This window comes from Pseudomonas sp. ZL2, from assembly GCF_054788455.1.
The window spans coordinates 1-12,619 of sequence record NZ_JBGOGX010000021.1 but is presented as its reverse complement, the minus strand read 5'-3'; the positions used below and the strand labels follow the sequence as shown (position 1 = coordinate 12,619).

At 63.3% G+C, this 12,619-nt stretch carries 16 protein-coding genes; 7 read left to right on the top strand and 9 right to left on the bottom strand.

All coding sequences use genetic code 11. The features are described 5' to 3' along the window. Window positions 1-13: 13 nt before the first annotated feature. A complete protein-coding gene (locus ABM562_RS15760) occupies window positions 14-505 on the bottom strand; it encodes an MFS transporter (RefSeq protein WP_095161860.1) in 492 nt (163 codons plus the stop codon). A gap of 84 nt (window positions 506-589) precedes the next feature. On the opposite strand from ABM562_RS15760, the gene ABM562_RS15755 reads away from it, so the two are divergent. Then, window positions 590-2,641 carry a S9 family peptidase gene (locus tag ABM562_RS15755; protein ID WP_258578874.1) on the top strand — a complete coding sequence of 684 codons (2,052 nt, stop codon included), beginning with the start codon at window positions 590-592 and terminating at the stop codon, window positions 2,639-2,641. Between the two features lie 128 nt (window positions 2,642-2,769). Next, a complete protein-coding gene (locus ABM562_RS15750; RefSeq protein ID WP_115088253.1) occupies window positions 2,770-3,243 on the top strand; it encodes a cyclic nucleotide-binding domain-containing protein in 474 nt (157 codons plus the stop codon). Here ABM562_RS15750 and ABM562_RS15745 read toward each other — a convergent pair. Beyond that, entirely contained in the window at window positions 3,240-3,512 is a 273-nt protein-coding gene (locus tag ABM562_RS15745) for a hypothetical protein (protein ID WP_115088254.1), read from the bottom strand. The genes ABM562_RS15750 and ABM562_RS15745 overlap by 4 nt on opposite strands. A 126-nt stretch (window positions 3,513-3,638) precedes the next feature. Between ABM562_RS15745 and ABM562_RS15740 the strand changes: the two genes are divergently transcribed. The 3 genes from ABM562_RS15740 (at window position 3,639) to ABM562_RS15730 (ending at window position 4,975) form a co-directional block, all read left to right on the top strand. Then, window positions 3,639-4,010 carry a YajD family HNH nuclease gene (locus ABM562_RS15740; RefSeq protein WP_038996595.1) on the top strand — a complete coding sequence of 124 codons (372 nt, stop codon included), beginning with the start codon at window positions 3,639-3,641 and terminating at the stop codon, window positions 4,008-4,010. A gap of 62 nt (window positions 4,011-4,072) precedes the next feature. Next, window positions 4,073-4,543, top strand: coding sequence for an RNA methyltransferase (locus ABM562_RS15735; protein WP_010223125.1), 471 nt, complete (start codon window positions 4,073-4,075; stop codon window positions 4,541-4,543). Between the two features lie 66 nt (window positions 4,544-4,609). Further along, entirely contained in the window at window positions 4,610-4,975 is a 366-nt protein-coding gene (locus tag ABM562_RS15730; protein WP_038996596.1) for a YgaP family membrane protein, read from the top strand. Here ABM562_RS15730 and ABM562_RS15725 read toward each other — a convergent pair. Both ABM562_RS15725 and ABM562_RS15720 read right to left on the bottom strand, forming a co-directional pair. Further along, window positions 4,972-6,192, bottom strand: coding sequence for a hypothetical protein (locus ABM562_RS15725; protein WP_460422558.1), 1,221 nt, complete (start codon window positions 6,190-6,192; stop codon window positions 4,972-4,974). The genes ABM562_RS15730 and ABM562_RS15725 overlap by 4 nt on opposite strands. Window positions 6,193-6,242: 50 nt before the next feature. Next, on the bottom strand, window positions 6,243-6,692 hold the full coding sequence (locus ABM562_RS15720) for a YcgN family cysteine cluster protein (protein WP_045193480.1): 450 nt from the start codon (window positions 6,690-6,692) through the stop codon (window positions 6,243-6,245). A 148-nt stretch (window positions 6,693-6,840) separates the two neighbouring features. Between ABM562_RS15720 and ABM562_RS15715 the strand changes: the two genes are divergently transcribed. Further along, window positions 6,841-7,434 carry a nitroreductase family protein gene (locus ABM562_RS15715; protein ID WP_460422556.1) on the top strand — a complete coding sequence of 198 codons (594 nt, stop codon included), beginning with the start codon at window positions 6,841-6,843 and terminating at the stop codon, window positions 7,432-7,434. A gap of 90 nt (window positions 7,435-7,524) precedes the next feature. Here the strand turns inward: ABM562_RS15715 and ABM562_RS15710 are convergent, their stop codons facing one another. From ABM562_RS15710 to ABM562_RS15690, 5 genes are all read right to left on the bottom strand, one after another. Next, window positions 7,525-8,457, bottom strand: coding sequence for a D-2-hydroxyacid dehydrogenase (locus ABM562_RS15710; RefSeq protein WP_134063805.1), 933 nt, complete (start codon window positions 8,455-8,457; stop codon window positions 7,525-7,527). A gap of 66 nt (window positions 8,458-8,523) precedes the next feature. Beyond that, window positions 8,524-8,817 carry a YcgL domain-containing protein gene (locus tag ABM562_RS15705; protein WP_115088258.1) on the bottom strand — a complete coding sequence of 98 codons (294 nt, stop codon included), beginning with the start codon at window positions 8,815-8,817 and terminating at the stop codon, window positions 8,524-8,526. Continuing rightward, window positions 8,814-9,947 carry a ribonuclease D gene (rnd, locus tag ABM562_RS15700; protein ID WP_115088259.1) on the bottom strand — a complete coding sequence of 378 codons (1,134 nt, stop codon included), beginning with the start codon at window positions 9,945-9,947 and terminating at the stop codon, window positions 8,814-8,816. The genes ABM562_RS15705 and rnd overlap by 4 nt, the downstream gene beginning before the upstream one ends. A gap of 99 nt (window positions 9,948-10,046) precedes the next feature. Further along, window positions 10,047-11,681, bottom strand: coding sequence for a phosphoethanolamine transferase (locus ABM562_RS15695; protein ID WP_460422554.1), 1,635 nt, complete (start codon window positions 11,679-11,681; stop codon window positions 10,047-10,049). Window positions 11,682-11,850: 169 nt separating this feature from the next. Beyond that, a complete protein-coding gene (locus ABM562_RS15690) occupies window positions 11,851-12,216 on the bottom strand; it encodes a 5-carboxymethyl-2-hydroxymuconate Delta-isomerase (protein ID WP_115088261.1) in 366 nt (121 codons plus the stop codon). A 120-nt stretch (window positions 12,217-12,336) separates the two neighbouring features. On the opposite strand from ABM562_RS15690, the gene ABM562_RS15685 reads away from it, so the two are divergent. Continuing rightward, window positions 12,337-12,561: a YdcH family protein gene (locus ABM562_RS15685; RefSeq protein WP_115088262.1), complete on the top strand. Its 225-nt coding sequence runs from the start codon at window positions 12,337-12,339 to the stop codon at window positions 12,559-12,561. Window positions 12,562-12,619: the final 58 nt, after the last annotated feature.

Here is a 12,619-nt window from a genome sequence, read left to right as displayed (position 1 = left end):
GCTCCGGGCAATCCTACAGACGCGGCTCGACCCGCGTGCCGCTGCCGCCCAGCGGCGCTGCAGGTGGCGGGTTACGGTAGCGGTCGCTGCGGTCGGCGGCGAACGGCTCATCGCTCACAGGCTCGTCGGCATCACGCTGGGCGGCCGCTTCGGCCTGCTCGCGGCGGGCCTTGGCGCGCCGCTCAAGCGGCCAGCGGATGAGCACGAACAGCGCATACAGGGTGAACGCGAGCATGCCGTACATGGCCAGGTCAGCAGCGGCGCGCAGGGCGTTGTTGCCGACCTTGAACAAGGTATCGAGGGCGGCGATGGCGATGGCCGGGGCGAATTTTTCCTTGACCGGGTCGACGATGGTCGGGGTCAACAGCAGTACCGCCATCAGCACCCGCAGCGGCTCACGCAGCCAGCGCCACATCCATGAGGTCAGGCGAAAGCCCACCAACAGGCATCCCAAGGCGGCAAGGGCGTAGAGGCCCCAGGCGAGCAGATAGTCGTTCTCGGTCATGGTGTCCGTGGCAAGCTAGGCAAATAGATGCTTATGATAAACACTTTTCCGCGCGCAGGCGCCCCCCAGCCAAGAGAACCCCGCATGTCCGCAGACGCCACCGCTCCCCGTGCCCCGATTGCCCGCAAGGCCGAAGGTGCCGATCCCTATGCCTGGCTGCAGCAGCGCGATACCCCTGAGGTGCTGGCTTACCTGACCGCCGAGAACGCTTATCAGGAGGCACAGCTGGCCGATCAGGCGCCGCTGCGCGAACAACTGTTCGAAGAGATCAAGGCGCGCATCCTCGAAACCGACCTGTCGCTGCCCTCGCCCTGGGGCCCGTACCTGTACTACACGCGCACCACGGCCGGTGACGAATACGCCCGCCATTACCGCTGCCCGCGCCCGGCCGATGATTCCAACACGGTTGATGAAAGCCGCGAAGAGCTGCTGCTCGACCCTAATGAGTTGGCCAAGGGTGGCTTTTTGTCCCTGGGCGCATTCAGCATCAGCCCCGACCACCAGCGCCTGGCCTACAGCCTGGACACCACGGGCGACGAGATCTACACCCTGTACGTCAAGGAGCTGGCCGACGGCGCCATCGAGCAGCTGCCGTTCGAGGACTGCGACGGCAGCATGACCTGGGCCAACGACAACCAGACGCTGTTCTTCGCCGAACTGGACGACACCCACCGTCCGCATAAACTGCTGCGCCACCGCCTGGGCAGCGGCGTGGTCGACGCGGTCCATGAAGAAACCGATGGCCGCTTCTTCCTGCACTGCTATCGCGCCAGCTCCGAGCGCCAGCTGATCCTGCTGCTCAACAGCAAGACCACCAGCGAAGCCTGGGTGCTCGATGCCGAACACCCCGAGCAGGCCTTTACCTGCCTGGCGCCCCGGGTCGAGGGCCATGAGTACTACCCTGACCACGGCCAGTTCGAAGGCCAGTGGCGCTGGTTTATCCGAAGCAACCAGGACGGCATCAACTTCGCCCTGTACCAGGCTGTTGCCGACGTAGTGCCCACCCGCGAGCAATGGCAACTGTTGGTGGCCCATCGCGACACGGTGATGCTCGAGGGCCTGACCCTCAACGCCAGCGCCCTGAGCCTGAGCCTGCGCGAAGGCGGCCTGCCGATCATCGAGGTGCACCCGCAAGGCTTGCCGGCCTACCGCGTGGAGCTGCCGGACGCCGCCTACAGCCTGTACGTGCAAGACAGCCTGGAGTTCGTCAGCCCGCGTATCCGCCTGCGTTACCAGTCGCTCAACCGCCCGGCCCAGGTGCGCCAGCTGGAGCTGGCCAACGGCGCCCAGCAGGTGCTCAAGGAAACCCCGGTGCTCGGCCCGTTCGACCCGGATGCCTACGTCAGCCAGCGCCTGTGGGCCACCGCCGCCGATGGCACCCAGGTGCCGATCAGCCTGGTGCAGCGCCGCACCGACGTTGGCAAGCCGGTGCCGCTGTACCTGTACGGTTACGGCGCCTACGGCGAAAGCCTCGACCCGTGGTTTTCCCACGCCCGCCTGAGCCTGCTCGAACGCGGCGTGGCCTTTGCCATCGCCCACGTGCGTGGCGGCGGCGAGCTGGGTGAAGCCTGGTACCGCGCCGGCAAGCAGGAGCACAAGCACAACACCTTCGGCGACTTCATCGCCTGTGCCGAGCACCTGATCGCCCAGGGCGTGACCCGCGCCGAGCAACTGGCGATCAGCGGCGGCAGTGCCGGTGGCCTGCTGATCGGCGCGGTACTCAACCAGCGCCCCGAGCTGTTCAAGGCAGCGATTGCCGAAGTGCCGTTCGTCGACGTGCTCAACACCATGCTCGACCCCGAACTACCGCTGACCGTCACCGAGTACGACGAATGGGGGAACCCTGAAGAACCCGAAGTGTACGAGCGGATCAAGGCCTACGCGCCGTATGAAAACGTCCGTGCCCAGGCCTACCCTGCCCTGCTGGTGATTGCCGGTTACAACGACAGCCGCGTGCAGTATTGGGAAGCGGCGAAGTGGGTGGCGCGCTTGCGGGTGACCAAGAGCGACGACAACCCGCTGCTGCTCAAGACCGAAATGGGCGCCGGCCACGGCGGCATGAGCGGGCGTTACCAGGGGCTGCGCGATGTGGCGCTGGAGTACGCGTTCGTATTTAACGTGCTGGGCGTGGTGTAAATCGGAAAATTTGTTGTCTGATCCACCAAATCGCCGGCTTCCACAAATCCTGTGGGAGCTGGCCTTGCCAGCGATGGGCTGCGCAGCAGCCCCAGAACAGACACCATAAATCTAAAAGAACGACGCCAATGCCTGAACCCACCCACCTCAACAACGAAATCCGCGACATGCTCATGGATTGCGGCCTGTTCGACCCGTTGCTGCCTGGCGACTTCCAGGCCGCCGCCGGTTATTTCAGCATCAGCAGCATGAGCGAAGGCACGGAAATCTTTCGCGAAGGCGACGCCGGCACCTTCATGTGCATCATCCACCACGGCGTGGTTTCGGTGCGCAAGACCGATGCCGAGCAGCGCCAGGTCGAAATCGCCACCCTGCGCAAGGGCCGCGCCTTCGGTGAAATGGCCGTGCTCGACGGTGAACGGCGCTCGGCCAGCTGCATTGCCGCCAGCGACTGCCAGTTGCTCAACCTGGGCAAGGACTCGCTGGAAAAGATGCTCAACGACGCCCCGAAGATCGCCGCCAAGATCATCCGCGCCCTGGCCGTGGCCCTGTCCCGGCGCCTACGCATGCAGGACGGTCAGCGCCTGGCACAGCAGGTCTAGTTGCCCTTGCCCTTGCTGTTGTCCGGGTTCAAACCGGGCAGTGGCTGGTCCTTGGGCGGATTGGGCACCGGCATCGGCGGTAGCAAGGGTGCCCCCGGCCGGCTGTCACCCGCCCGGGGAATAGTGCTCGGCGTCACCTGCGGATACGGCGTTGGCGTCGCCGTGCCCGGCGCACCCGGCACCGGCGTGATCAGCCGAGGCTGCACGTCGGCAGCCACGGCAGGTTGCAGGCTGGCACAGATCAGTACGGCAATGATCGAGTAACGCATGCACAGGCTCCTTGAGGGTCCTGCCTACAGGCTACTCCCACGGCGCACGGTTTGCCTGTCCGAATTGCCCGCCATCGGGCTAAACTTCAAGGCATAACCGTAACAAGCCCGAGAAAAGGTAATCCCATGAGTTCGTCATCCTCTGCCGCCGCCACCGCACGGCTAGACCGCATCCTCGCCGACGCCAAGCGCGACAAGGAAATGGGCTACCGTGACAAGGCCCTGCGCATGTACCCGCACGTGTGTGGCCGCTGTGCCCGCGAGTTCGCCGGCAAGCGCCTGAGCGAGCTGACCGTGCACCACCGTGACCACAACCACGACAACAACCCCCAGGACGGCTCCAACTGGGAACTGCTGTGCCTGTACTGTCACGACAACGAGCACTCGCGCTATACCGACCAGCAGTACTTCAGCGAAGGCTCGACCAGCAGCCCGAGCATCGCCAAGGCCACCCACAATCCGTTCGCGGCCCTGGCAGGCATGCTGAAGAAGGACTGAAGCCGCCCACAGTTGCCGGCAAGCCCGTATAATCGCGTCTTTTTTGCGAAGGGCCCCGGCACGTGGCGAACAAACGGTACAGCTGCATTGGTCTGTTCAACCCCAAGTCAGCAGAGAACGTCGGTTCGGTGATGCGCGCTGCGGGTTGCTACGGCGTCAACTCGGTGTTCTACACCGGCAAGCGCTATGAGCGCGCCCGCGACTTCGTCACCGACACCAAGCGTGTGCACTACGACATCCCGCTGATCGGCATCGACGACCTGCAGAAGATCATCCCCCTGGGCTGCACGCCGGTGGCGGTGGAACTGGTCGACGGCGCCCGGCCACTGCCCGAATACACCCACCCGGACCGCGCAATCTACATCTTCGGCCCTGAAGACGGCTCCCTCGACCCGAGCGTGCGCGCCTGGTGCGAAGAGACCATCTACATCCCGACCAACGGCTGCATGAACCTTGCCGCCACCGTCAACGTGGTGCTCTACGACCGCCTGGCCAAAGGCCTGAACACCCGCTCCGGGCCGAAATTCAAGTAAGTCGAATGAACAGGCCGGCTTGCCCGGCGGTCTGCTGTAGACCATCGTCCCTACTGGAGAATGACCATGTCCGAGAAACAGACGCTTATCCCGGCCAATTCAGCGCATATGGCCAGCGAACATAACGTCCACGGCTGGGAGCGCGCAGGTTCCGTCGCCACCGGGGTGATCATGGTCGGCAAGGGCCTGCGCCGCGGCGGCGTGTTTGGTTTGATTCAGGTGGCCATCGGCGGAGTTGCCCTGGCCCGTGGCATCACCGGCCACAGCTCGGTGAAAAGCCTGATCGAGCGCGGCCGTAGCGATCTCGATAACATCCGCGCCAAAATCGAACGCAGCGGCGCCGAGCTGCAAGCACTCAAGGCCAACGCCGAAGCCGCCACCCGCGGTACCACGGTGACCGGCAACGATGCCCTGAAAGACCCCAAGCCTTAACGCAGCAGCTTGCTCTGCAGCACCTCGGAAGATCTACCCAGCACGCTTTCGCTGAGCTGGATGAACTCCGCGGTGCTGACGCTGTTCAGGCGCATCATCGCCCGGGTGACATCATCCAGCGAGCGCTGGTTATGGGTGTGCAGGCGGATTTCCTGGTCCAGCGCCCGCAACAGCAGCACGCCACGGGCGATCACCGCGCTGTCGACCTGCTCGCCGCGCAAACTGCTGACCTTCTTGCCACTGCGCTCAAGGCTCGCCTGCTGGGCCTGATAGCGCTCCTCGGTCATGCCTCCGGCGCGGCGCAGCAGTTCGCTGGCGTAATACTCGGCCAGGCTTTCACCGATCCAGTCGCTGTCCTGGCGGTCGTTGATCTGCGCGAACACATGCACCAGTTCGCGCAGCACCGGGCTTGAGCCGTTCTCGCCGACCAGCGGGCGACTGCTGTGCAGGTATATGGAGTTGTGCCCGGCCCGGACGCCACGCCACAGCTCGTCCCGGGCGCCAACCAGCAGCAGCTTGGGCGGGTTGCGCGGGAACACTGCCTGCAACTGCGGCCAGACGAAGGTCAGCAAGGTCAGGTTGTCCAGGCGCCGCATGGCCTGCCCTTGCGGCGCGGCAACGCTGACTTCGGTTTCGCCCAGGCGCGCGCGGCGGGTGCCGATGGTTCCGGCGAGCATCCAGCCGGTCGGGCGGTCGAACAGGCGCGAGACGTTGTCGATGCGAAAGCGGTTCTTGCCAATGCGCGGCCACGGGGTCTCGACACTTTTCCAGCCCTTGGGCAGCTCGAAGCTCAGGCGCGCCACCAGTTCGGTGCCGTCGTGCTGGTCCAGGCGGGCCGGGGGCACCAGATCGTCACCACGAAACAGCGCCCAGTCCGGGGTCATGCGGGTTTCATAGGCGCCGCCCTTGATCCGCTGGCTCAGGCGCACCTTATAAGTCAGCTGGCTCTTGCCTGGCGCCGGTTGCCAATGGCCGCGCTGATCATCGCCCTGCACCTGCCATTGGCCATCGGCCTGAAAATCGCTGTAGGCGCCGTCCTTGCCCAGGTCGAAGTCCAGGCTGCGCACTGTCGCCCCATCGGCCAGGGTAAGGCGCACCTCGGCCTGCTCGCTTTGCGGCAGCAAGCGCACGTGGTAATCCAGATCGACTTTTTTCGCCCAGGCCGGCGAACTGGCCAGCAGGCCCAACACCAGCCACCAATGGCAATGCACACGCATACAGAAACTCCTTGTTCCCCCAAACGCGATACCCGACAAGCCTGGGCGGCTCAACCGGCGCGGAAAATCAGATAGTCTTCCCAGTCGTCTTCATCGACGCTGTCTTCGCTGAGCATGCGCCCGGATTGTGAAATCCGCTGCTTGTGCACCTGTTCGCGGTCACCGCAAACCAGGTGGTGCCAGTCGGGCAGGTCCTTGCCCTCGCTGACCAGGCGGTAACCGCAGGTGGTCGGCAGCCATTTGAACTGGTCGGCCTTGCCTGGGGTGAGCTGAATGCAGTCCGGTACGATCTGCATCCGCTGCGGATAATCGCTGCACTGGCAGGTCTTGAGGTCCAGCAACTTGCAGGCGATTCGCGTGTAATAGACGCTGTTGTCGTCTTCATCTTCAAGCTTTTGCAGGCAGCACAGGCCACAGCCGTCACACAGCGACTCCCACTCCTGCGGGTCGAGTTGCTCGAGGGTTTTACGCATCCAGAATGGATTGGCGTTGGCAGTCATGTAACGGGTGTCCTGTTTCAATTCGTGCGCGGCGGCGCGGCGGCGCCAGTCTAGGGCCTGTCACCGGCCATTGCCAGACCGCTTGTCAGCGCTGATGCGACACAGTAGTTTGACCAGCGGTCACCACCCCAACTCTCAGGAACTCAAGATGAGTGCAAATCCTCGCGTTGCCGATCACGCCATCAACGAACAGTTCATCCAGCGCTGGTCACCGCGCGCCTTCACCGGCGAGCCGATCGACCAGGCCACCCTGCTGAGCTTCCTTGAGGCTGCCCGCTGGGCACCTTCGGCCTACAACTCGCAGCCTTGGCGCTTTCTCTATGCCCGCCGCGACACGCCGAACTGGGAACACTTCCTCGGTTTGCTCAACGAGTTCAACCGCAGCTGGGCCCAGCATGCGTCGGCGCTGGTGATCATCATTTCCAAGACCAGCTTCACTGCACCGGGTGCAAGTGAAGAAACTCCGGCCCTGTGGCACACCTTCGACACCGGCTCGGCCTGGGGCCACCTGGCGTTGCAGGCGAGCCTGAGCGGCTGGCACACCCACGGCATGGCCGGTTTCGATCAGGAACTGACCCGCAAGGAGCTGAAGATTCCCGAAGGCTACGCCCTGCACGCGGCAGTGGCGATCGGCAAGCTGGGCGACAAGTCGACCCTTGCTGAAGGCCTGCAGGCGCGGGAAGTACCGAGCCCGCGTCGGCCGTTGAGCGAGTTGGCGGCTGAGGGTGATTTCAGCCTTTGATTTTTCGGGCTGTCTTGCAGCCCATCGCTGGCAAGGCCAGCTCCCACAGGGTCAACGGTGCCTTCAAACCTGTGGGGGCCGGCGTTACTGTTAGTAGCCGCGCTGAAAGTCCACTTCCCCACGCAACCCTTCACCCGCCTGATACGCCCGCAGATTCTCGACAAACAAGCGCACCATCGCCGCCGGCGAGGTCGGTGCCGAGCTGTGCCCGGTCAGCAGCAAGCCCCAGGCAGTCCAGAACGGATGACGTTGCGGCAGCGGCTCCTGCCGACAGACATCGATCACCGCACCTGCCAGATGGCCTTTCTTCAAAGCCTCGACCAGGTCGCCATCGACCACCGCCACGCCGCGCCCGGCATTGATGAACAAGGCCTCGGGGTTGAAGCGCTGGAACAGCGCGGCGTCATACAGGTCATGGGTCGCCGGGGTGTCGGGCAGCAGGTTGATCACATAATCGACCTGGCCGACCAAACGCCCCAGGTCCTCAAGACCGGCCACTTCGATAAACGGCGCCTGCTCGCGCGGCTGGCTGGCGATACCGTACAGCTGCACGCCAAACGGCAGCAGAAACTCCGCCACCCGTTGACCGATATCGCCGGTCCCGACGATCAGCACCCGCCGCCCTTCCAGGCTGCGCCCCGGACGCTCATCCCACTTGCGCTCGACCTGGCTGACCAGGCGCGCCAGCACCTCGCGCTCGTGGCCGAGCATGTAGGTGAGCACGTACTCGGCCATGACCTGGCCAAAGATGCCCACCGCCCGGGTCAGGCGGTAGTCACGCTGCAGGCCGTCAGCCAGCAGCGGCGTAATCCCGGCCCAGGTCGATTGCAGCCACTGCGGCTGATGGCCCTGGCGCAACAAGGTTGCCAACAGGTCCGGCTGGCCCAGCCACACCGGGCTGTCAGCGGCCAGCCGTGCCAATTCGGCCGAGTCACCACTGTTCAGGACTTCCAGGTCCGGTGCCGCCTCGCGCAACAGGCGAGCGTAGAGGGCATGATCCTGTTCAGCGATCAAAACACGCATGTTCATAACAACCTTGGATAACGGCAAAGGCCGCCAGCGGAGGGCGGCACTACAGCGAAAGGGCGGTCAGACCGGGTCGTTGCGACGCAGCAGCTCTTCGGGCAAGTGCTCGATGTACTCGTCCTCGGCCGGTGGCATCTGCAGGTGATAGCCCTGCTGTTCGAGGTTTTCCAGGACCTTGGCGATATCCTCGCGGGCCAGCTGGCGCTCCGGGGTCAGCACCAGGTCGAAGGCATGCACCGGTTTGCCGAAGAACGGCAGCAGGCCTTCGGGCACGCGCTCCAGGCCGTCGGCCTTGAGCACGTACAGGTACATTTCGTTCTTGCGCGGGCTCTTGTAGATCGAGCAGATACGTTTCATGACTGGTCTCCGGCGCCCGCCAGGCAATCGAGCAGCGCCTGCCCCATGCGCTCACGGCGCCAGCCGCGCAGCGACTCGGGGAGTTGATAGGGTCCGTTGGGGTAGCCACTCTTGAGCAGCAGTTCCAGGGTTTTCTTGCGCAGCATCAGCTCCGGGGCGATGTTCAGGCGCTCGGCCTCGGCCTGGCCGATGGCGCGCAGTTGCTTGAGCAGCGCCGACGCTTCGATCGGCAGCGGCTCGGGCACCGCCGGCGGCCATTCAGATGGCGGCAGGCTGGCAGCCTGCTTGATCAGGCCGAGCAGGAACTCGCCATCCTGACGGATGGTACGCGGGTGCATGTCTTCGATCTTGGCCAGCGCCGACAGCGAATCCGGCTGGGTGCGGGCCATCGGCCACAAGGCGTTTTCGCGAACGATGCGGTTACGCGGCAGGTCGCGGGCGCGGGCTTCGCGTTCACGCCAGGCGCACAGCTCGCGCAGTACCGCCAGTTGCGCGCGCGACAGCTTCCAGGCCAGCTTGGCATCGCGGTACAGCTCATACGGGTCGATCTCGCGGCGCAACTGGGCAACCAGTTCGGCACCGTCTTCGAGCACCCAGGCATTCTTGTCATCCGACAACTGCGGGCGCAGGCGCTCGTACAGTTCGGCCAGGTGCACGGCGTCTTCGGCGGCGTAGCTGACCTGGGTTTCCGACAGCGGGCGTTGCAGCCAGTCGGAGCGGGTTTCACCCTTGGGCAGGTCGATGCCGAGCACCTCCTGGACCAGGCGCGAATAGCCCATGGAGAAGCCCAGGTTGAGGTAGCCGGCGGCCAGCTGGGTGTCGAACAATGGCGCCGGCAAGCTGCCGGTCAGGCGTGACAGCACTTCGAGGTCTTCGCTGCAGGCATGCAGGACCTTGATCACCTGCGGATCTTCAAGCAGGCCGGCCAGCGGCTGCCAGTCGCCTATGCGCAGCGGATCGATCAGGTAGGCCCGTGCCCCGTCACCGACCTGGATCAAACCGGCTTTCGGATAGAAGGTATCGACCCGCATGAACTCGGTGTCGAGTGCCACGAAGGGCAGCGTGCGCCACTGCAGGCAGTGCTCTGCCAGGCTGCGATCGTCGCAAATCCAGTGAATATCGATGGCCACAAGGCTCTCCCACAAACAATGGCGCGCAGTATATACGGCGCAGGCCATCGTCGGGAAACCACTCGACCGCTATCCCTGCCGCCGCTACGGCGTCGGTGATCAGTGCCTGGCCAACATCGGCCGGCAGCTGGCAAACAGGTCCAGTTCGGGCTTGTACAGGTTGGTGTGCACCTGCAGCAGGCCGAGCATGGAATGAAACAGGTTGTCCTGGCTCAGCGGCTCGTTGCGGACCTTCTGCAGGCAGTCGCTATCGACGCCGAAGCTGGCCTTGTAGCTGTCGGAAAACCACGCCAGCAGCGGCACGTGCTTTTGCTGTTCCGGTGCCAGCATGTAAGGCGTGCCGTGCAGGTACAGGTTGTACTCACCGAGCGATTCGCCATGGTCGGACAGGTACAGCATGGCGGTGTCGACCTTGTCCTGCTTGCTGCGCAGGAGGTCGATCAGCGCGGCCAGGACATGGTCGGTGTACACCAGGGTGTTGTCGTAGGCATTGACGATGCTGTCCTGGCTGCACTGGTTCAGGGCATTGCTGCGGCACACCGGGGTGAAGCGCTCGTATTCTTTCGGGTAACGCTTGTAGTAGTCCGGCCCATGGCTGCCCATCTGGTGCAGCACCAGCACGGTGTCCTGTTGCAGGCTGTCGATGAAGCTGTCCAGGCCCTTGAGGAGGATTTCGTCGCGGCACTCGTCATCGGCGCACAGTGCCGGGTCCTTGAGGTTGCTGACATTCTCGAACACCACCCGGTCGCAAGTGCCCTTGCAGCCGGACTGATTGTCGCGCCAGCGCACCGCGAGCCCGGCCCGCTGCAGCACATCGAGCAGGCCTTCCTGGTTTTTGGCGGTGCTGGCGTCGTAATCCTTGCGGGTGAAGCCAGAGAACATGCACGGCACCGACACGGCGGTTTCGGTGCCACAGGAGTGCACATCGGTGAAGGCGATCAGGCCCTTTTCCTTGCTCAACTGTGGGGTGGTATCGCGCCCGTAGCCAAGCACCCCGAAGTTCGGCGCGCGGGCGCTCTCGCCGACCACCAGCACGGTCAGCGACTTGCGCGAACGTTGCTGCCAGGCGACGTCGAGCTTGGCGTCCTCGCCGATGGCGCGAAACGGCGTGGCGGCGCTGCCGACCCGCTCGCCGACATAGCCCAGGGAGGCGCCGACAAAATTGCTCGGCACCAGCATCAGGCGGATTTCGTGGTGATTGCGAAACAGCGAAGCCAGGCCCTGGTAATTAATCAGTGCAACAGCGCCCAGCACCACAATACAGGCGACACTGGCGAGTAACTTGCCGAACAACTCGCGGGCCCAGTTGCGGTATAAAACCGGTACCTTGTACAACAATATAGACGGCAAAACACCTAACACAGCGATATATAAAAAAAGTTTAATCGAGAGCAGGTCACGCACTTCCGTGGCATTGGTCTCCATGGCATTGCGCAGCATGCCGACATCAATCATTACGCCGTACTGGCTCATGAAGTAAGCCACCCCGGCACTGACCATGAACAGGGTGATCAGCAGCGGTTTGAGCAGCATCCGGAAGGCCAGCAGGGTCAATACCAGGTTGAACGCACACAGAATCATCACGCCAAAGGCCACACGCAATAACAGGCCGTGCGCATCGCTCGCAAGTACCGACGCCAGGTGTTGCCACAACAATGAGTTAAAGCCGATCAACAGGTACAGGCTGGCAATCAACGTGACCCATTCGGCCCGCAGGGGTTTGACCTTGAACATGACGATTCGCTTATTTGAACGGCGGGAACAGTGCCCTTGCGGCACCACCTGGAAACTGCCCGAACTTTAAGTAGCGAGTCATCAATTTTTTGTGAAAAAGACGCCAACAAATAGTCGGCTGGCGTCTATTTAAAAGACATGTTCAGCCTGTGTTCAGCCAGACGATTATTTACGCTGGCAGATGCACTTTTGAATAAGAATCGCGATCGATATCGATCACCTCGACGCACAGCTGGATGTCCAGCCCCGGCGTGCTCGGCACGGCCTCCTTGAGCACCTCCAGCAGGCTGGCCGACAGTTGGCGTTTGATCTCGGCGGAGCGACCGCTGAGGATTGCCAGCTTGATGTGGGCGAACGCGCGTTCCGCAGGGGCAACACCCACCCGGAAACCGGCCAGGGCCACGGCGCGGCTCTTGATGTCCAGCTCTTCGGCGAACTGGCCGCTGCCCACCAGGGCATTGTTGAGACGCAGCAACAGGCGGTCGACCTCAAGGTTTTTCAGGTTGTCGCTGTATTCCACATGAAGATGAGGCATTGCACGGAGTCCTGGGGTGGGCAAATGTTGCAACAGACTACCCCAGCCCCGAAACCCGGCAAAGACGACTATCCTCTAAGTTCATGACTTCCACCCCACAAACCCCGGAGAGGTGAAGAAATGCCGGTCAAGCACGATTTGCTCGCAGACTTGAATCTGACCAAGGAACAGTTCATCGAGAAGAAACAACACGACCCGCGGCTGAGTCAGCTGCATGAAGACTACAACAGCAAAGACGCCGAAGTCGTCGATGCCGAGAACAAAAGCGCCGCCGATGACACGGTCACCCGGCTGCGCAAGGAACGCCTGAAGATCAAGGACGAGATCGTCGCCCATCTGAAGTAAACCCTGTAGGAGCGGGCTTGAACTGGTCAACAGATTTTGGACACCGGTTTAGGTTCAT